This window comes from Niabella insulisoli, from assembly GCF_039652435.2.
GTDB classification, from domain to species: Bacteria; Bacteroidota; Bacteroidia; order Chitinophagales; family Chitinophagaceae; genus Niabella; species Niabella insulamsoli.
In genome coordinates, this window is sequence record NZ_CP190246.1 from 1929321 (window position 1) to 1950321 (window position 21001).

Genomic DNA, 21001 nt, shown 5'->3' on the forward strand with positions numbered 1-21001 from the left:
TCGCGTTTTTGCCTTATTTTGCGCCCTATCAATTTTAGTGTCTTATGCAGCAGCCGATTATCGAAATACAGCAGGCCAATATTTACCAGGGTTCGGTTTTGGTTTTGGAGGAAGTGAACCTCACGGTCGAAGAAGGGGAGTTTGTGTATCTCGTGGGCCGCACCGGCACAGGCAAATCGAGCCTGCTGAAAACCCTCTACGGCGATTTGTTACTGACAGAAGGCCAGGCGACGGTGGTGGGTTATGAATTGAAAAATATGCACTGGAAGCAGGTGCCTTACCTGCGTCGCAAGTTGGGCGTGGTGTTCCAGGATTTTCGGCTACTCACCGACCGCAACGTGGCCAATAACCTGAAATTTGTGTTGAAAGCGACGGGCTGGGAAGATAAAAAACTGATCGATGCGAAAGTGGCCGAAGTGCTTGAGCAGGTGGGGCTGCAGCATAAAGCAAAGAAAATGCCTTTTGAAATGAGCGGCGGAGAGCAGCAGCGGGTGGACATCGCGCGTGCTTTACTCAACAGCCCCCAGCTGATCCTGGCGGATGAACCCACCGGGAACCTGGATCCTATTACCACCGATGAAATTATGAACCTCCTGCTGCGCATCGCACAGGAAACAAATGCCGCTATCGTTATGGCTACACACGATTATGCCGTGGTAAAAAAATATCCCGCAAGGCTGATCAAAACGGAGGGCGGCCGGGTGATCGACCATGCTACCATAGATAATCTATAAAAGTCTGAATATTCCTTTCGTTATTATAAGTGTCTTCTAATAGCCGCTTGCGTAGCTTCACTTCCTCTTCCTCAAAAGGCAGGTAATAGAGTTGCGAAATGATGGAGGCAAGCGCATTGGAATTGTTCCCGATATGACAGGCGGCTTCAAGCCCGGTGCCTTCTACCATGGCCGGCGTGGTAATGCAGTGCCTTCCTTTGTAGAGCGCATGCAGGAGTTTCATGCGGATGCCGGTGCGGTTTTTATGAAAACAGGGCAGGATATTGATATGCGCTTTTTGAACCAGGTCTTCCATTTCCGATTCGCAGGGATTGCTGACCAGGCAGGTGTTCTGGCAAAGATCGGCCGCTTTCTGAATGCTGCGCGTGGGGTTTTTGCCGGCAATCACAAAAGGGATCCTCACTTTGTTAAATACATTACTCAATAACCATAAGGCGGCTTTCTCGGTCGCCGGCACGGCCAGGTTGCCGTGAAAAAGGCACAGGCTGCCCACGCCGGTCGGGCAATCCACTTCCTGCCAGCTGGGAAACGGCGGGATCACCTGCACATTGGGAAAGCCCTGTTCAGCAAAACTGTTTTTATCATCGTCGGTTACACAGGCATACATACAGTCATCGGGGAGGGTAGGCGTATACTTTTTAGTGAGGAGGCTTTCAGCAATATAATAGGTTTTCTTGACGGGGTTGATGGTGTTGCGCGCCAGTTCGCGGTAATATACCGATTCTTCGTTGTGCATCCGCACACAAATCCGGCGGTCGCCTTTATGGATACTGTTCAGGATCCCCGTCGTATGCAGGCCTTCCAGCAATACCGGGTGGTTGTCTTTATTGAGATTTTCAATCAGCTTTTCATTGCAACGCGCGCTTACAAAGCCGGGGGTGTTGAGCGATACACAACCCAACGGGTCTTTTTTCGCGTAAGATTGTACCGTTTCACAATACCGGCTCAGCTCGGCCGCACAACATTTGTCGCTGAAATTAAAATAATGCAGGTGGATCCTGATCCCCTTTTGGTGAAAAGCCTTGATGCGGTTGAGCATATCAATCGAGCCGCCGCAATTTGCCGGACAGGGAGCATCCAGGCATACGATATGTAAATATTTTTCCAGTTTCACGAAATGCTTACCTCCATTTGGAACGCTACACAAAGAGATTACAGGCATTAAACAATCTTTGTCATAGAATTGTTCGATGCAGCATTTACGGATGGTTGCGGCACGGGCTGCTTCCGAAAGGCCTAATCGCCGGGGCAAAAAAAACATGGAGCGATGTGGCTCCATGCTAAAAAAATAAACCCGTTATCCATTAAGGCATGCCCTGCATACCGCCCTGCATGCTTTCCTGTTCGGAGCGCATATTCTTGCGTTTTAACAGTGAGGCGTCGAATTTTCCAAAACGATAAGAAAAATTGATGCTGAAAAACTGTTGGTCGCGCACGCGGTACTGGTGCTGGTTGAAGAAACCGGCGCTGGTGTATACATCGTTTACACGGGTTTTGAAAATATCGTTGCCGCTCAGGGTTACGGAGGCCGTTTTATTTTTCAGGAATTCATATTTCAAAGCCAGGTCCACGCCATAGGTTGGCATGCTATATCCCTGCGCGTTCCCGCTTACGCTGCCGCCAAATCCGCCACGGCCGCCGCCGCCACCGCTGCCTGCAGATCCGCCCGGCGCCAGCACGGTTTTCGAATTATAATCGCCCGACACCTGGAGGGTAAAGTTTTTAGGCAGTTTGAAAGTGTTATTAATTTTCGCAAACCAGCTGTAGAGCTGGTCGGCCGTCGGAATAGCCGGATCGTCGACGTTGATTTTCGAAGTATAAATATTCAGGTTGCTGGTAATATCCCACCATTTGGCTGGCGCATTCTTCGCAACGGCTTCAAAGCCGCCCACAAAGCTCGAATTTGCGTTGATATAAGTGTTGACCAGTACCAAATTGCCGGTCAGCGGATTGGTTTCGCGCGACTGGTAGCGGGTAATCAGGTCGTTGGTATTTTTATAATACACGGATAAGATCAGGTTATTCGCCCGGTCGAAATTTTTGGAATAAGAAAGCTCAAAGGAATTCGTAAACTCCGGCCTCAGGTTGGGATTACCGCGGCTCAGGTTGAGCGAGTCGGAATAATCAACAAAAGGGAAAAGCTGGAAGAAGCCGGGCCGGTTAATACGGCGGCTGTAGTTGAGCTGCAACTGCTGATCGTTGGGCAGTTCCTGCGACAGGAAGATGCTGGGGAACAGGCTCACCGGGTACGCAATGCTAAAGTTGGAAACGGTGTCTACGATACTACCGCCGCGACGGGTGCTGCTATACACCGTTCCTTTATAATCGGAGCTTTCCATACGCAGCCCCAACTGGTAGCCAAATTTTTCGCCGATCTTACTTGAGAATGTACCGTAGGCGGCGTAGATCTGGTCTACATAATCAAATTTGGAAGACAGCAGCGGTTGAGGTATCAGCACATTGCCGGCGCCCACAAAATTGTAAATATTGTTGCTGGAAGTTTTGGTTTGGTTGAAACGAACCCCGGCTTCGATTTTTGATTTATCTGAAATAGGGTTGGTATAATCAGCCTGGGCGTTCAAACGCTGGTTATTGCCATTGCCGTTTTGCTGCTGCGCGCTGGTGCCCGTTAAAGGCCCGCTGGCTACGGCATAATTATTATTAGTGATCAGGTTAACGCTGTTGTTCCGGCTGCGGTTATACTGCCCGTCGATGGTGAGCTGGTGGCCGGTTTCCGGGAAATTGTGTACAAAGCCCAGCGATCCTCCTTTCATATTAAAGCTAAAATTAGCGTCGGCTGTTCTCAGGATGCGCGACTGTATATCGCCGGCGCCGGCCAGTGTGTCGATCACGATATTGCTGTTGGTGAAATTGTCAAACTTCCCGTCTACGGTAATCCCCGAAAGGGTTAGCGTGTTCCGGTTATCGAGCAGGTAATCAAAACCAGCCCTCGCAAAAAGAAACCGGCCATCGCCAATGGCCCGGTCGGTCTGGCGCAGGTTGACGGTGGTATCATTTAAAAAGGTAGAACGCTCGGTGGTACCATCCGAAATCGATTTGCGCTGGTTATAACCCAGGTTAGCAAAAACATTGAACTTGCCCTGGCGGATATTAATATTACCTCCAAAATTATAACGGCCCCTTTCGTCGATGCCCGCCCTCAGCGAACCATTATAACCTACTGTGCGGGTTTTCTTCAATACGATATTCAGGATACCGGCTGTTCCGCCCGAAGCATCGAACTTGGCAGAAGGGTTGGTAATCACTTCCACGCTGGCGATCTGGTCGGCGGGGATCTGGTCGAGCGTCAATGTGGTGGGCCTGCCGTCTACAAAGATCTGCGGGCTCGCATTCCGGATGCTGATATTCCCATCGATATCCACATTCACTGATGGCACATTTTTTAGTACATCGGTCGCTGTTCCGCCTGCCGATGTGAGATTATTTTCTACATTATAAATCTTCCGGTCGATGCCCAGTTGCACAGCAGGTTTGCTGCCCGTTACCGTAACGCCCTGCAACACTTCCACATCAGCAGCCAGTTTAATATTGCCGAGATCGCGGTCGAGCGCTGCCATCACCGCGCTCATATCCACTTTACCGCCGGCCATCATTTTGGGGTCGATAAAAGAAAAATGGCTGGTGTGGGTGGTATGCCCGAGGCCTGAAACCACCAGTTTGTAAGCCGCCATGGGCGGGATGCCGGTGATGCGGAATTCGCCGTTGGCCGAAGCCAGCGCTCCGGTCACCAATACTTCAGCGGGTTGCGCCGAATCGGCGTTAGCGCCAGGACGTGCCGCCCCTTTGGTTTGAAATAATTGCACGGTGGCTGCATCAATGCCTTTGCCCGTAGCCGAATCCACCACTTTGCCGTAGATGGTGCCGCTGGGCATCTGCCCGCCGCCGCCCTGTGCCATAGCGCCTGTCGATAATAATAAAGCCAGTCCTGAGAGAAGTTTTCGCATTTTCAAAAGATTTCAGGTTTAGACGCGAAAAAAACGCCGAACTTGTACTGCCGACAAGGATTAATTATAAACGCGCCAAAACAGGGTTGAATGGATAACAGCCGCGGCTGCCGGTTAGGTTAGCGCATAAAAAAGCCATAGGTTGAGGGCGCCGATCGCCAGCCCGGCCAGCAGGCCCAGCAGGCTAATTTTGAGCACCGCGCCCGAAAACTGTTTTTTGAAAGCTGCCTGCCAGTCGGCTTGCTGCAGCGCCTGTTCGATAGGAGCGCTAAAGCCAGGCCCCGATTTGAAGTTGGCGGCCAGCTTTTCCATGACTTTGGGGAATAAATTTTTCAACTGCGTGATAAACACTTCCCGGATTTTATCAGTGGTTTTGTTGCCGACAAACATCGCCAGCATCGGGATTTCTTCGGGCAGTTTTTTATTTAAAAACTCATCGATATGCCCTTCGATCATCGGCATGGCCGATTCAATCAGTTGCGGGTCGCTTATTTTTTGCTCCAGGGCGGCGAAGGGCAGGGCATCATTGATTTTTGCGGCAATCGCGCGTGACAGCTGCTCCTTTCGGGCGGGCAGGTAGTTGTAAAAAAAATAGCGGCCCACCAGCCAGTTGATCAGCCAGCCCGCCAGCGCGGAAACAACAGGAACCAGGAACAGGGAGGGTTGCATAACGAAACGAATTAATAAAAAAACCCTGAACAACAACATTCAGGGTTTAGGGTGGATGACCGGGTTCGAACCGGCGACCCTCAGAACCACAATCTGATGCTCTAACCAACTGAGCTACAACCACCGTTTTGCGGGTTGCAAATGTAGCGAAAAAATCAAACATCCCTTTTATTTTTTTATAAATATTTTTTCATCAAAAGCGGCGGTGACTGCGACCGCTAAATCTAAAGGGTTTGGTAAATTCCGGCGGAAAATCTAAATCTTTTTTAAATAGTTTTCGTAACAAGCTGATTAACGTTAATTTTGGATGTGCAAAAAATAATAAAATACATATTTCATATGAAGAGATTACCGTTTTTGATTTTGTTGATTGTGGTGGCAGGGTCTTTTTTCGCTTTTAAAAATAAATGGATCGCGAATGATAGTGCGGCCGGCAAATATGAATTGATCATGACGATGGTGTCGCGGCTGTTATCCCAGGCGCATTATGACCCCAAAACCATCAATGATGATTTCTCCGAAAAAGTGTTTTACAAATACCTCGAAGACCTCGATCCGAAGAAGAATATATTTCTGAAGCGAGATGTGGACTCACTCGCGGGCCTGTATGCCGACCGGATCGACGATGAGTTGAATGGCGCTGAAGTGGCCAGTTTCCTGGGAGTTTCGGCCGTTTTCGACCGTCGCATTGCGGAGTCGGAGGCCTGGAAAAACCTGATCCTCGACCAGCCTTTTGATTTTACCCTGAATGAAGAAGTACAGCTCGACGGCCACAAGATCGACTACCCCGCGTCTCAGCAGGAACGCAAAGACCGCTGGCGCAAATGGATGAAATATTATGCGCTGGAAATTTTTGTGAACCTCGAGGACGATAAGTCAAAAGCCTCCCGTTCGAAAACGCAACTTGAAAAAGAAGCGCGCGAACGCACGGACACGATTATGACCCGTTTGTTTGACCGCTACAAGGTAAAACTGACGGAGGAAGATAAATTCAATCTTTTTGTCGATAATATTACCACGGCGATGGACCCGCATACGGAGTTTTTCCCGCCGGCCGACAAGCGTTATTTTGATGAAGAACTGAGCGGCAGCTTTTATGGCATTGGCGCCGGCCTGCAATATTCGGAAGGTTTAATCAAAATCATCAGCATCAACGTGGGCAGCCCCGCCGCTAAGTCGGGCGAACTGGCCCCTGGCGATATCATTACCAAAGTGGCGCAGGGCAAAGAAGGCGAAGCCGTAGATATGCTGGGCTATGATGTGCAGGACGCCGTAAAAATCATTCGCGGAAAAGAAGGCACTACCGTGCGGCTGACTATCAAAAAGCCCGATGGAACCGTGAAAGAAGTGGCGCTGGTAAGGGCGCGTATCGACAATGATATCGATACCTATGCGCGCAGCGCGATTTTAAAAGACAGCGCCAAAGGCACCAAGATCGGCATCATTTACCTGCCGGAATTTTACACGCCTACCTACCAGGATCCCAACGGCCGCCGCAGTTATACCGATGTGGCGCGGGAAGTGCAGAAGCTAAAAGATGAAAAAGTGGACGGCATCATTATGGATTTGCGCCGCAATGGGGGCGGCTCTTTATATGATGTGGTGCAGATGGTCGGGCTGTTTATCAAAGACGGGCCAATCGTTCAGGTCAAAGACCGTTTTTCGCAGGCGCAGGTACTGAAAGATGAAGACCATTCGGTATTATATACCGGCCCGCTGGCGGTGATGGTGGATGAGTTTTCGGCTTCGGCTTCCGAAATATTTGCTGCAGCCATACAGGACTATAAGCGCGGGGTGATCATCGGCAGCACGTCTACCTACGGTAAAGGCACGGTGCAGCAGAATATCGGGCTCGACCATTCGGGGCTCAAAAGAGACGGCGACGGCGACCTGGGCGCAGTGAAGCTGACGCTGCGTAAATTCTACCGCGTCAGCGGCGGATCGACACAGCTGAAGGGGGTGGAATCGGATATCGTATTGCCTAGCCAGATCGAACCCCTGAAACTCAGGGAGAAAGACAATGAATATGCGCTGAAATATGACGAGATCGGCAAATCGAACTATACGCCCTGGAATTCGCAATATGATATCAACACGCTGAAGCAACTCAGCAACGACCGCCTGCAGCGCGACAGCTCTTTCCAAATCATCAAAAGGAACAGCGCCTGGCTGGCCAGTGAAAATGAAAGGAGCTACCCTTTGAATATCAATGCTTATAAAGCAGAGAAAAAAGTGATTAAGGCCAAATCGGACCAGATCATCGCCGCGCAAAAGCTGCAACATAAAATGCGCGTGGGCCTGCTGCCGCTGGAGCTGGATAAATATGAAAACGATAAAAATAAGCAGGAGCGCCTGAAACAGTGGGTGCAGTCGCTCAGCAGCGATATCTACCTGAAGCAGGCGGGGGAAGTAATGGACGATATGATCGTGGAAGCCAAAAACTTTGCCCTTTCAAAATAAGGAAAGCCATATAAAGGAATGTAAAATCCATCGCCGCGGCGATGGATTTTTTGAAATGTGTAAAAAAATCCATGCTAAAACGGGCTATTGCACTTAAATTTGCACGCAATTTGCTAATAGCAAAGCCCCGACCTTAATCTTATGACAAATATGAAACTGAAAAGTATTTTTCTTCTTGCGTTTTCCTCTTTTTTGATGATTTCAGGCGTTGCCGCTCAAACGGAGGGTAATAACAATAATAACCAGCGCAACCAGGGAAATACGACCAAGCAGGCGCCGGCAGGCAACGACCTGGGAGGGGTGAACGTAGATAATATGTCGGATGCCCAGGTGCGCGACGTGATGAAGCGGATGAACGAATCGGGGTTTTCCGAATCGCAACTCGAAGCCGCGGCCAAAGCGCGGGGGATGGACGCCATCCAGGTGCAGAAATTTAAGGAACGCGCTATGAAGCTGCGCAACCAGCAAACCGAAGCTACACCTGAAGATACGGAAGCCGCTGACCCGGTAAAGGAAAAGGGCACGGGCGAGCAGGAAGCAATGACAGCGCCGCCCCGTAATTCCAGGATCTTTGGCGCACAAATGTTTAGCACGGCTTTTTCTTCTTTCGAACCCAATATGCGGATGGCCACGCCAGCCAATTATGTGATCGGGCCCGACGATGAGCTGTTGCTCGACCTCACCGGCGATAATGAAGTAAGTTATAAACTCACCGTTTCTCCAGAAGGGAGCATTTCGGTGGAATATATCGGCCGCATTGCCGTGGGTGGTTTAACCATTGAGCAGGCCAAAAGCAAGATCAAAGCCCAAATGGACAATACTTATCCTTCATTGCGTACCGGCCGCACCCAGCTGGCGCTAAACCTGGGCAATATCCGCAGCATCAAAGTCATTATCAGCGGGGAAGTGATGAAGCCGGGTACCTATACCCTGCCTTCAGTTTCCAGCGTTTTCAATGCCTTATACAATTCGGGCGGCCCCAACGACCGGGGGTCTTTCCGGAATATCCAGGTGATCCGGGGCAACCAGGTGATTGCCACCGTAGACCTTTACGATTTCCTGATCAACGGCATCCAGCAGGGCAATATCCGCCTGCAAGACCAGGATGTGATCCATATCCCCGTGTACCAGATTCATGTGGATGTGGTAGGCGAAGTGAAGCGGTCGGCTATATATGAGATCCGCCCCGACGAGTCGCTGGTAGATGTGTTAAGGTATGCGGGTGGCTTTTCCGACCTGGCCTATAAGGCGCGGGTAAAGATCGTACAAAACACGGCGAATGCGCAGAAAATCGTTGTGGCGCCGCTGGCAGAGTTTCCCAATTTTATGCCCAAAAACGGCGATAAGGTTTTTGTAGATGCGATTTTCGACCGCTTTGAAAATAAAGTAGAAATCAATGGCGCGGTTTCCAGGCCCGGTATGTTCGAGTATAAGCCCGGGCTCACCCTTTCCCAATTAATTCAACAGGCCGATGGCCTCACGCCGGATGTATTTATGAGCCGCGGCTATATTATCCGCGTGAACCCCGATAATACGAATGCCATCGTTTCCTTTGATGTGGCCGAAGTGATGAAAGGCGGCGCTGCCGACCTGGCATTGCAGAAAGACGATATGGTACAAATTTCTTCCATTTTTGACCTGAGGGACGAATATACGGTATCGATCGGTGGTGAAGTCAGAAAGCCGGGGGCTTTTAGCTTTGCTGAAAATATGCGCGTTGAAGAACTGATCCAGATGGCGGGCGGCTTTAAGGAGGGGGGCAGCCCCATGAATATTGAAATATCGCGCCGCCTGTCCGGCACCGATCTCTCGCAGGAGGGCGCGCCGGTGGCCCGCGTGATGACGATCAATGTGAACGAAGATTTGAGCCTTTCAGACAGTGGGGTGGTGTTGGAACCCTTCGATATCGTTTCAGTTCGGGCCGCTTCGGGCTATACCCCCCAGCAGCAGATACAGGTATTGGGTGAGGTGATGCAGCCGGGCGTGTACACCATCCAGTCTAAAAACGAACGCATTTCCGATATTATTAAAAGGGCAGGCGGGTTGACAGCCTTCGCTTTTGCCCAAGGGGCTTCTTTAAAGCGGCCCACACCCTTGGCGATTGATGCCACGGAAGAACAGATCCGTGCCAAAAACCTGAGCCGCCTGCGACAGGTCGGGGCCAGCGATTCGACGACGCAGGCCAATATCGCCCTGGCCTCAGAAGCTTCTGATCTGGTGGGCATTCAACTTGATAAAATACTGGACGCCCCGCAATCACGATATGATCTGGTAGTGGAAGATGGCGATATCATCAGGATACCAACACTATTGCAAACCGTGAAGGTGACAGGGGAAGTTTTAAGGCCTATTTCAGTAGTGTATGAGCCCGGCCGTCCCTTTAAATATTATATCAATAGTGCCGGCGGGTTTACAGCCAATGCTCATAAAAGGGGTTCATTTATTAGCAGGCCCAACGGTGCGGTTCAGGGAACTACCAAAGCGCTGTTCTTCAACAATTACCCTTCGGTAACACCCGGTGCAGAGATCTCGGTGCCACAACGGGCCCAGAAGGAACGGCTGTCGGCGCAGGCCTGGGTGGGCATCGGAACCGGCATCGCATCATTAGCAGCCCTTATTTTTGCAATATTGAAATAAATGAGAGAGAAAATGCAGCAAGAAGAATTGAAGCATCGCCCGACCGAAGAGGAAGGTTCGCTACGAGAGTTGGTGTTAGCTATTAGAGAATGGTGCCGGTATTTTTTATCCAAGTGGTATATTATTTTAATTGCCGGTCTGATTGGGGGCGTGTTGGGCCTGGCCTATGCATTTACAAAAAAGCCTGTTTATACAGCCACTACCAGTTTTGTATTGGAAACGGGCGGGAAGGGCAACGCGCTTGGAGCCTATGCGGGTATCGCGTCTTCTTTTGGCATCGACCTGGGCGGCGGAGGTGGGGGGCTTTTTGAAGGGGAAAATATATTGGAATTATATAAGTCGCGCAATATGATCACCAGCGCGCTGTTGACCGAGGCAGATTTTGGAGGACGCCGGCAGCTGTTGGTGGACCGCTATATTGATTTTAACGATCTTAAAAAGAATTGGGAACAGAAGCCGGAATTACAAAATATTTCCTTTCATGCAGATAATCTATATGCCAATCCGGCGCAGCAGCGCGTTCACGACAGTATTATGGGGCAAATTGTCAAAAGAATTTCAGGTGAAGAACTTCGGGTGGAAAAAAAAGATAAGAAACTAAATATTATTTATGTGGCGGTTCAATCAGGCGATGAACTTTTTGCGAAAGCCTTCAACGAAACGCTGGTAAAAAACGTTAACGATTTTTATTTGGAAACCAAAACCAAAAAGAATATTGATAACGTCAGGATTTTGCAAGCCAAAACAGATTCCGTCAGCGGTATTTTGAGTGGCTCCATTAACAGGGCGGCTGCGGTGGCCGATGCAACCCCCAATCAAAATCCTACACGTATGGCGCAGCGTATAGCTCCCATTCAACGAATGACCGCCAATGCGGAGATTAATAAAGAAGTGTTGGGAACATTATTAGAAAACCTGGAGCTGAGCAAAATTTCTTTACAAAAAGAAACACCTTTAATACAGATTGTCGATGAACCAATACTACCTCTGGAAAAGAGTAGGTTTGGTAGATTAAAGGGTATTGTATTGGGCGGTCTTGTCGCAGCTTTTTTGGTGTTTATATTTTTGGTAGTTCGGAAGGTTTATGACGATGCTATCAAATCTGAACGTATATTATCAGAATAGTTTTTGGAAAATAAATTTTTTAAATGGCTAATATTTATAAGGATAAGGTATTAATGATAACCGGTGGCACGGGTTCTTTTGGAAACGCTATGCTACAGGGGTTTTTAAATTCTGAATTAAAAGAAATACGTGTATTCAGCAGAGACGAAAAGAAGCAAGAAGATATGCGAATACATTATAAAAATGATAAATTAAATTTTGTTATAGGAGATACCCGCGATTTTAAAAGTGTAAATAATGCGATGGCCGGTGTGGATTTTGTTTTTCATGCCGCAGCATTGAAACAAGTGCCTTCATGCGAATTTTATCCGATGCAGGCTATCCAGACAAATATACTGGGTTCGGAAAACGTATTGGAGTCGGCTGCTGCAAACGGGGTAAAGAAAGTCGTTGTTCTTAGTACTGATAAAGCAGTTTACCCAATTAATACAATGGGTATGTCTAAAGCTATGATGGAAAAAATAGCGGTGGCTAAAGCAAGAGATAAACGGGTTCAGGAAAATGATGGAGTGTTTTGTGCTACCCGATATGGAAATGTGATGTGTTCGAGGGGTTCAATTATTCCTCTTTTCATCAAACAGATTAAAGAAGGAAAGCCACTAACGATAACTAACCCAAACATGACTCGTTTTATGATGTCACTGCCAGACTCTGTGAGGCTTGTGTTGTTTGCTTTTGAAAACGCGAATCCAGGAGATATATTTGTGCAGAAATCGCCTGCGGCTACCATAGAAGTGTTGGCCCAAGCTTTAAAGGAATTGTTTAATTCCAACAATGATATAAAAATTATAGGAGAAAGGCACGGAGAGAAAATGTACGAATCGCTCTGCTCTAAAGAGGAAATGTCGAAAGCAGAAGATTTAGGTGATTTTTATCGGGTTCCGGCCGATTTCCGAGATCTTAATTACACTAAATATATTAACGAAGATGGACCAAAACTCATAAACCAGGAATACAACTCGGATAATACATCCCGCCTTTCAATAGAAGAATTAAAAAAACTTTTGTTAACGCTGGAATATGTGCAGCAGGAATTAAAATCATAATCCCTCTATGATACCTATTGTAAAACCTTATTTACCACCGCCCGATGACTTAATGCCGGCTCTTGAAGAGATATTGTATAGTGGTTATATTGCTGAAGGAGAAAAAGTATATGAGTTTGAAAAAAAGTTTGGTAGCTATATTGAAAACCCGCTTTCAATTTCGCTGAATTCTGGAACCGCCGCTCTTCACATTGCGCTTTTGCTGGTGGGGATAAAACCAGGGGATGAGGTTATTAGTACTGTTTTGACGGCAGAACCTACCAATGTTGCAATTAAACTTGCTGGTGCGAAAGTTGTTTGGGCCGATGTACAAAAGGACACAGGTTTGCTGGACCCTGAAAGTGTGCGAAGTAAAATTACTTCAAAAACCAAAGCCATTATGCTGGTTCACTATGCTGGTATGGTTTGCGATTTGGACGCTTTCAATAGTATAAGTAAAGAATATAATATACCCATTATTGAGGATGCAGCACATGCATTGGGGGCGCGGTATAATGAAATGCCTATAGGAAGTAATGCTCCCTATACCATTTTCTCCCTGCAGGCTATAAAACATATGACGACTGTGGATGGGGGAGTTCTGGCGTTAAAATCACAGGCACACTATGACCAGGCCAGACGTTTACGCTGGTTTGGGTTGGACAAGAAGAAGCCAAGACTTGAAAATGATATTACTCAGGCTGGGTATAAATATCATATGAACAATGTAAATGCCACGATAGGGTTGATTCAGTTAAGGTATGTGCAGAGTATTGTTCAAAGTTATATTGATAACGGACAGTTTTTTGATAAAAGTTTGCAGGAAATTGCAGGTGTAGAGTTAATGAGGTATAATCATAATACACGGCCGTCGTATTGGCTATATACATGCCTCGTGGAAAATAGGACGGGTTTTATCAGGAAATTGGCAGAAAGCGGAATTACAGCTTCAGAATTACATCTAAGAAATGATCGCCACTCGCTATTTGCCGAATCGACATGTAGTCTTCCGATTTTTGATGAATTTTATAAGAGAATGGTTCATTTGCCATGTGGCTGGTGGCTTTCGAATGAGGACCGAGACAAGATAGTTCAGGTAATTAAAAATGGTTGGTAAATGATTTCTTTATATAAACCTTATATGCCGGATACTCTGCCCGAGTTAAATGCTATACTTCATTCCGGAGCATTAGCATACGGAAAATGGGGACGTCAGTTTGAAGCGGATTTAGGTAGGTATTTAGAAACAGACAAAATTATTACCGTTAACTCTTACAATGCTGCGATGCAGGTGGCTTTAACGGTTATTGGGATTGGACCGGGAGATGAGGTGATCGTATCGCCAATGAGCTGTCTGGCCTCCAATCAGCCCCTCGTAACCCAAGGTGCTACTGTAGTTTGGGCAGATATTGATCCAGCGACAGGTACTTTAAATCCAGAAAGCGTTAAGTCAAAAATTACATCAAAAACTAAAGCTATACTCCATAATCATCACTGCGGATATGCGGGTTATATTGATGAAGTAAATGAGATCGGCAGGTCAATGGGGGTGAAGGTAATTGATGATGCAATTGAAGCGTTCGGAACAGAATATAAAGGGCAAAAAATAGGAAGCCTTTCTACAGATATTACCGTATTTTCCTTTCAAACGGTTAGGTTGCCCAATACTATAGATGGTGGGGCGCTAAAATTTAATGATGAAGTGCTTTTAAACCGTGCCATATTGACGAGGGATCTTGGCGTGGATAGGTCCAGATTTAGAGATTCTAAGGGTGAAATTAGTAAAACTTGTGATATAGAACTTCCCGGATTTGGAGTAACTATGAGTGAAATTAACAGCTATATTGGATTTGAGCAATTAAAAGATTTACCAAAGCTCATCGATCGTCAACAAATAAATGGTACACGGTGGGCAGAGAAAATTTTGAAAGAAGTTGATGGTTGTTCTCTGGTAGGTACGGCTATAAATCAACGTCCAAATTATTGGGTTTTTGGCCTGCTATCAGATCGAAAAAATACATTAATGAGCGAATTACGGGCTATGGGCTACTATGCATCTGGTGTACATTTGCCAAACAATTTTTATTCTGTGTTTGGTGATCGGTCGGAATTGCCTGGAGTTAAAGATTTTTATTCAAAATTTCTGGCCCTGCCAAGCGGGTGGTGGACCAATATTACTGGCGATGATTAGCGTTAAGAAAATACAACACAAAGCCTGTAGTGAATCGATTCTCAATAAAATTTGTTCCATAAAGGCGCTCAACTGGAAGTATTCCGTTGAAAAGCAATTGAAATGGATTGAAGAGAATTTACATGAAAGTGATATCCACCTTTTGCTGGAACTTGATTCGTCGCCTATAGCTTACGCTAACCTGGTTGCAGTCACTGCAATGATTAATAATAGGGAACAGTTAGTTTATGGAATAGGAAATGTATGTACAAGTGTTAAGGGAATGGGATATGGAAATTTAATTATGCAAGAAATTAATAGCGCGGTTAAAGACCTAAAACAGCCAGGTATTTTATTCTGCAGATCTGAATTGATCAATTATTATAAAAAATTTGGCTGGAAGCTGATAGCTCCGCCCAAAATCTCTCCCAAATTGCCCAATACTTTGACCTTTAACTTATTTGAAAAAATTGAATCTTTTTCTTATACAGGTAAAAATTTTTAAGCAGGTTAAAATTTGAAACCAGTATATTCATGAAGAAAAATTTTTTTTATAACGCTTTACTTACTACTTCGAATCTAATATTTCCTTTAATTACTTTTCCGTATGTAAATAGAGTGTTGGATCCGGAAGGTATCGGTAAGGCCAGTTTCGCCACTTCTTTTGTGCAAGCCTTTATGATAATCTGTTCTCTGGGTGTGCCATATTACGGAATACGCGAAATTGCGAAAACCAAATCTGATATTGAAAAAAGAAGCCTACTTGTTTTAGAACTTACTATTATCAAAATCATTGTTAGCTTATTTGCGCTTGTAATTTATTTCGCACTTGTTTTTAATGTGCCAACGTTAAAGAGTTCATTAATTTTTTTCCTTTTTGGTTCTTTATCCATTTTGATTGGGATTTTTGATTTTAATTATTTTTTCTCTGCACTGGAAAATTTTCGGTATATAACCGTAAGATCCGTTTTTTTTCAGATCGTGTCCGTAGTACTCACATTTAGCTTAATAAAAGACCAGCATGACGTCCTACTATTTTTTCTGATTCCTATTATAATCACGTTTTTTAATACCATCGTGAATATAGCCTATCTGAAAAATTTTTTGATCTTTCCAAAAATTTCACTTGTTGGTTTACGAAAACATGTACTTCCGTTAATTACAATGTTTTCTATTATTTTGTTCAGCAGTTTGTATAATGTTTTGGATACTACAATTCTTGGCTTTTTAACCGATGATGGTACTGTAGGTTACTATTCAACTGCGACCAAGCTCAACAAAATTCCTATTGCTATTATTATGACCCTGGCGCCGGTGCTGCTTCCCAGAATGGCAGCAGAAGTTGGTAAACGGAATTTTCAGGAAGTAAGCCGACTAGCCAATAAGGCAATTGAGGTAATCCTGCTAATTGGCGTACCAATTACTTTTGGAATTCTTTGCACTTCCAGTCTGCTTATTTTTATTTTTGCCGGCGAAAAGTTTGTTGATGCAATATTGACCCTGCAACTTATGAGCCCACTTGCGCTAATAATTGGCGTTACGACTTGTTTTAGTACACAAATCTTAGTCCCTTTTGGAAATGAAAAGCTAGTATTGAGGGCGGTGCTTTTCGGAATGATTCTTAGTTTGGGTCTTAATTTTTATTTGATCCCTTATATTTCTCAAAATGGAGCTGCGATATCTGCTTTATGCACCGAATTGTTGGTGTTAGTAATGTGCTACTGGTATTCAAAAAAGCTAATGAAAATAAATATGCCTTACCAATTATTTTTAACGAACGTGATAGTTTGTATTCCTTTTTTTGGCATTTCATATTTAGTTAAGCAAAATATCGAAACAGATATTCTTTCTTTTATCTTAATAGCAGGAAGTTGTGTGCTTTATTATTTAACAATTCATCTTTTTGTTTTAAAAACGCAGATTTTTTGGACTTTGATTAACGCGGCAATGGCTAAAATTAAAATGATATTAAAGTATGAAAATTGACAATATTTATTCATCAAGAAAAAATAATACCGAGGTATATTCTGACTTGATATATGAGTGGGAAGATGTTATAGCAGAGTCGCTCAACATTCCCATTCGGTCTACAGGAAAAACCTTTGCCAGAGGAATGAGGTTATTCGACAGGATTTGCGACAGGGCAGGATTTTCGAAAATACTTCAGGCAATTAATAAAAAAATTAAGCCTAATTCTTATACTTTAATATATCATTTGTATCCAGTAAAAAGTTTTGGATTTAAAGTATTTTCAGATAAAATCCCCTATCTCATTGACTTCGATAAAAATGTGGATATTGATAAATTCAATCAGGTATATGCTAATTGTAGGCTCATTCTTGTGTCAAGCTTAAACGCCTATAATATGTTAAAGGCCGCAAACTGCCCTTTAAATTTGGCGCATCTACCGCTCGGAATCTCCGATAAACATCGCCTTTGGACCCAAACAAATAATAAAAAATATGATGTAATTTTCGTCAGAACTAACGCTATCATGCTGGAGTACACAAAAAAGTATGCTTTCCGCCATCCTGAATTCAATTATGTGATCCGCACTTGGGCTGGTAACGAAATGTATCGAAACAATGTATATGTATCGAATAAGGATGGTATTTTGGGAGAGTTTTCAGAAAGGGAAGACTATTTGAGGCTGTTAAGAAGTTCCAAAATAGCAATATATTCAACGCCGGGTTGTGACGAGCCAGCGTCAAAATTTATTAATCATGTTACACCCAGTCTTTTTGAATTTGTGGTAAATGGCTGTAAAATTATCGCCAGATATCCGGAAAATGAAGAAACAAGAGATTTTGAATTATCCATAATTTCGCCAAGTGTAAATTCTTACGAGGAATTTGAGCAGCAAATAAGTCAAAAAATAGGGGATCGATCGGAACAATATTTAACTCAGAGCAGCGCCTTTCTTCAAAAAGTCTATATGAGTAAAAGAATTCAAAAATTAAAAGAAATACTAAAAACCAGTTAATATGAAGAAGTTTATTGTAATAACCTCAATATTTGAACCAACGGAAGCAGTAAAAAAATTTGCAGAATTATCAGACTACAAATTGATCGTAGTTGGGGATAAAAAAACACCGGATAACTGGCAGTACAGTAACGTAGTATATCTATCAATTGATGCTCAGTTAGCTATGGAGTCCAAACTCGCTCAGTCGCTCCCATATAACCATTATTGCAGAAAAATGATGGGATATATTTACAGCCATAGAGAAGCCGGAGACATCATCATAGATACTGATGACGACAATATTCCTACTGATAGCTGGGCATTTCCCGAATTTGAAGGAACATTTGACATGATTCCTGCAAATAAAGGCTTCTTCAATATTTATGATTATTTTACCGATCAAAAAATCTGGCCCAGGGGCCTGCCCCTGCATTTGATTAATGCGGATACTGACACAAATGATTTGATTAAATCTCAAACGAAGGTCGGAATTTGGCAAGGTCTAGCGGATGAAGACCCTGATGTTGATGCTATTTACCGTTTAACAAGCGATGTTCCTTGTGTATTTAAAAAACGCACACCGATTGTTTTGGGCGAAAATTCCTTAGCGCCTTTCAATACGCAAAATACCGCTATCGTTAAAGAGCTATTTCCATTGTTATATCTTCCCTGCCACGTCACTTTTAGATTTACAGATATCCTTAGAGGCACTATTGCGCAACCGATATTGTGGAGTGCAGGTTTTAGTTTAGGCTTCACCGATGCAACAGTTATTCAGAAACGCAACCCTCATGATTATTTCAAAGATTTTGTTTCAGAAATACCTATGTACCTCAATAATGAGAAAGCAGCGCAAATAGCTCAAAAGATTTCACTTGCTCAAAATTCGGTAGCAGATAATTTATATAATGTTTATCAGGAATTGGAAAAAAATCAAATAGTGATTCCTGAAGAAATCAAGCTTTTAGAAGCTTGGCTGGAGGATATAAGCATCAGGTAATTATCAGTTCCTTAATGCAGTAAGCTAATTCAAAGCTTTGGTAAATAAAATAAAGATGAAGCCACTATTGTCAATAGTCATTGCGACAAAAAATAGAGAAATGTATTGCATTGCAGCCATTAATTCTATTTTGGAGTATGGATATGGCAATTTGAATATTGCTATCTCAGATAATAGCGCCTCAACTAAAGTATTGCAATACGTTGAGGAGCTTAAAGATCCACGTATCACTTATCGTTACGATAGTGGAAATGTTTCGTCTATCGAAAATTTTAACCGTGCTATGAACCTGGCAACGGGAACCTATGTTATTTTAATTGGCGACGACGACACTATACTACCCAAATGTATAAAATTAGCAGAGTGGGCGTTTAAAAATAATGTAGATTCGGTTTGTTCAACTGATTCAGCTATTTACTATTGGCCGGGTGCCTTGAAGCAATTCCCGGGAGGCTACCTGGCTTATAAAGAGGGTGGCGGCGATTTAAAAAAAATCGATAGCAGAGCCTATTTAAGAAAATTGCTTAACAATGGTTTGCAGCATTATTTATTATATCCCTTGCCCAAAACCTATCACGGACTGGTAAAAAAATCGGTACTGGACGCTATTAAACACAGAACAGGGCATTATTACGGAGGCTTAAGCCCTGATATATATTCCTGCGTTGCATTGTCATGCATGGTAAAAGATCATTATGTCGTAAGCGAAGCTCTGTCTATTGCGGGGGTCTGCCGAACCAGTACCACCGCCGACAATATTGTAGGAACTCATTCAGGAGAAATTGCCGACGCTCCGCATCTCAAATTCAGAGGGCCCTATGTTTGGGATTCTAGGGTGCCTGCATTTTACAGCGTAAATACTATTTGGGCCGAGTCGGGCGTAAAAGCCCTGGAGGAATTACAGGAGTATTCTTTGTTAAAGGAACTGAATTTATATAGATTACTGGTTATTGCAGACATAAATAATAAAAAATTTATACCGAAAATCTTAACGAGAGAAAAGGATATTTTCAGAAAACAGCAGAAGCTTTCGAATATAAAATTCCAGCTCCGGTACTCTAAAAATTTTATGCAGGTGCTGGCAAGAAAAATATTTCGAGTAATCGAAAAAAAATTATTTAGCCGCAAATCGGTAGTGTTGACCAATATTAGAGATATTAATTTAGCGGTTAAAAAAATTACAAACGGTTAACAGAAACCATGCTTTATTACATATTACCTTATATTTTTTTATTGTTGGTGACATTGTATTTTTACTACAATCGTCAAATAAAGCAAATCGGGTTCTTTCATTTATTTTTTGCATTATTTCCCGCGTTTCTTATTGCCATTCTCCGCGGCGATGTAGGCACGGACACCCTTAATTATCTCGGCTTTTTTGAAGGCAAATTGATCAATCCTGAAATGGGAGAGCAATATGAGCCTGGTTTTGAGTTATTGGGCTGGATAATGAGCATGACAGGCATGTCGCCCCGGTTTAACGTGGCACTGGTAGCAGTTATCACCACCTGGATTCTTTGCAAATCTTTTTCAAGGTCGAAACCTGAAATGATGCTTTTTAGTTTGTTGATTTTCCCAATGTATTATTGGGATTTTACCATGAATGGCATCAGGTATGGATTAAGTTTTTCAATTGTTACAATTGCCATCGACGCCTTGTACCGACATAAATATCTTAGATTCCTTATCCTTTCGATTATCGCGGTATCCATCCAGTATTCAGCCCTGCTTATAGTTTTAGTATTTTTGTTCCCGCTAGTGAAAAAGAGATACCTGGTTTTAATAATTGGGGGTTTTATAGGATTGTTAGCGGTATTACCCAATGCCTTTGAATTTTTTATGACGAGGCTGTATGATAAACAGGATGCATATAAAGATTTAACTGCTCCGTCCGGCTTGTCGGGGCTGGCGCCGTTATCTTTCTTTCTCATCTTATACGTAGTGTTTATTGTTTATGGCAAGGGCAAGTTTTTCCTGCTTCATATACTTCTAATTGGAGAAATATTATCCTTTATAATAGCTCGTTACACTTATGCAGGATTACGTTTGCAAGGTGTTTTTGTATTTGCTATCATATTATTCGCAAAAAATAATTATAAATATATTGATCGCCCCAATCGATATTTTAGATATATAATCGTGCTAAATTTCCTGGCCTTTCTTATTTTTATTAAAAATATTGTTGTAATTGTTCCTGGGGATCGGGCTCCATTTTTGCCTTATAAATTTTATTGGGAGGAAAAAGATTAAT

The 21001-nt window shown here is 43.9% G+C and carries 16 protein-coding genes and 1 tRNA gene; 13 read left to right on the top strand and 4 right to left on the bottom strand.

The window, feature by feature from the left end; translation table 11 throughout:
* Nucleotides 1-44: 44 nt before the first annotated feature.
* Nucleotides 45-734, top strand: coding sequence for a cell division ATP-binding protein FtsE (locus tag ABDK00_RS08215; protein ID WP_346238531.1), 690 nt, complete (start codon nt 45-47; stop codon nt 732-734).
* Here the strand turns inward: ABDK00_RS08215 and ABDK00_RS08220 are convergent.
* From ABDK00_RS08220 to ABDK00_RS08235, 4 genes are all read right to left on the bottom strand, one after another.
* Nucleotides 715-1896: a glycosyltransferase family 4 protein gene (locus ABDK00_RS08220; RefSeq protein ID WP_346238530.1), complete on the bottom strand. Its 1182-nt coding sequence runs from the start codon at nt 1894-1896 to the stop codon at nt 715-717. The two genes, ABDK00_RS08215 and ABDK00_RS08220, sit on opposite strands and share 20 nt — an antisense overlap.
* Nucleotides 1897-2038: 142 nt before the next feature.
* Nucleotides 2039-4699 (bottom strand): TonB-dependent receptor, encoded by a 2661-nt coding sequence (locus tag ABDK00_RS08225; protein WP_346238529.1) that lies wholly within the window; start codon nt 4697-4699, stop codon nt 2039-2041.
* Between the two features lie 114 nt (nt 4700-4813).
* Entirely contained in the window at nt 4814-5368 is a 555-nt protein-coding gene (locus tag ABDK00_RS08230) for a hypothetical protein (protein ID WP_346238528.1), read from the bottom strand.
* A gap of 50 nt (nt 5369-5418) precedes the next feature.
* Nucleotides 5419-5492 (bottom strand) — tRNA-His (locus ABDK00_RS08235).
* A gap of 215 nt (nt 5493-5707) precedes the next feature.
* On the opposite strand from ABDK00_RS08235, the gene ABDK00_RS08240 reads away from it, so the two are divergent.
* The 12 genes from ABDK00_RS08240 to ABDK00_RS08295 all read left to right on the top strand — a co-directional run bounded on the left by ABDK00_RS08240 (nt 5708) and on the right by ABDK00_RS08295 (nt 21000).
* Nucleotides 5708-7828, top strand: a complete 2121-nt coding sequence (locus ABDK00_RS08240; protein ID WP_346238527.1) for a carboxy terminal-processing peptidase — start codon at nt 5708-5710, stop codon at nt 7826-7828.
* Nucleotides 7829-7978: 150 nt separating this feature from the next.
* The gene (locus ABDK00_RS08245; RefSeq protein ID WP_346238526.1) at nt 7979-10465 is read left to right on the top strand and encodes an SLBB domain-containing protein; all 2487 of its coding nucleotides are present in this window, start codon (nt 7979-7981) and stop codon (nt 10463-10465) included.
* Nucleotides 10466-11590, top strand: coding sequence for a lipopolysaccharide biosynthesis protein (locus ABDK00_RS08250; protein ID WP_428400488.1), 1125 nt, complete (start codon nt 10466-10468; stop codon nt 11588-11590).
* Nucleotides 11591-11613: 23 nt separating this feature from the next.
* A complete protein-coding gene (locus tag ABDK00_RS08255) occupies nt 11614-12636 on the top strand; it encodes a polysaccharide biosynthesis protein (protein WP_346238524.1) in 1023 nt (340 codons plus the stop codon).
* Between the two features lie 7 nt (nt 12637-12643).
* Nucleotides 12644-13732 (top strand): DegT/DnrJ/EryC1/StrS family aminotransferase, encoded by a 1089-nt coding sequence (locus ABDK00_RS08260; RefSeq protein ID WP_346238523.1) that lies wholly within the window; start codon nt 12644-12646, stop codon nt 13730-13732.
* Nucleotides 13733-14806 (top strand): DegT/DnrJ/EryC1/StrS family aminotransferase, encoded by a 1074-nt coding sequence (locus tag ABDK00_RS08265; protein ID WP_346238522.1) that lies wholly within the window; start codon nt 13733-13735, stop codon nt 14804-14806.
* Nucleotides 14799-15290 carry a GNAT family N-acetyltransferase gene (locus tag ABDK00_RS08270; RefSeq protein WP_346238521.1) on the top strand — a complete coding sequence of 164 codons (492 nt, stop codon included), beginning with the start codon at nt 14799-14801 and terminating at the stop codon, nt 15288-15290. Before ABDK00_RS08265 ends, ABDK00_RS08270 begins: the two co-directional genes overlap by 8 nt.
* 29 nt (nt 15291-15319) lie before the next feature.
* Complete coding sequence (locus tag ABDK00_RS08275; RefSeq protein ID WP_346238520.1) at nt 15320-16771, top strand: flippase; 1452 nt, start codon at nt 15320-15322, stop codon at nt 16769-16771.
* On the top strand, nt 16761-17768 hold the full coding sequence (locus ABDK00_RS08280) for a hypothetical protein (protein ID WP_346238519.1): 1008 nt from the start codon (nt 16761-16763) through the stop codon (nt 17766-17768). Before ABDK00_RS08275 ends, ABDK00_RS08280 begins: the two co-directional genes overlap by 11 nt.
* Before the next feature lies 1 nt (nt 17769).
* Nucleotides 17770-18750 carry an STELLO glycosyltransferase family protein gene (locus tag ABDK00_RS08285; RefSeq protein WP_346238518.1) on the top strand — a complete coding sequence of 327 codons (981 nt, stop codon included), beginning with the start codon at nt 17770-17772 and terminating at the stop codon, nt 18748-18750.
* Nucleotides 18751-18805: 55 nt separating this feature from the next.
* Entirely contained in the window at nt 18806-19942 is a 1137-nt protein-coding gene (locus ABDK00_RS08290; protein WP_346238517.1) for a glycosyltransferase family 2 protein, read from the top strand.
* Nucleotides 19943-19950: 8 nt separating this feature from the next.
* The gene (locus ABDK00_RS08295) at nt 19951-21000 is read left to right on the top strand and encodes an EpsG family protein (RefSeq protein WP_346238516.1); all 1050 of its coding nucleotides are present in this window, start codon (nt 19951-19953) and stop codon (nt 20998-21000) included.
* Nucleotide 21001: the final 1 nt, after the last annotated feature.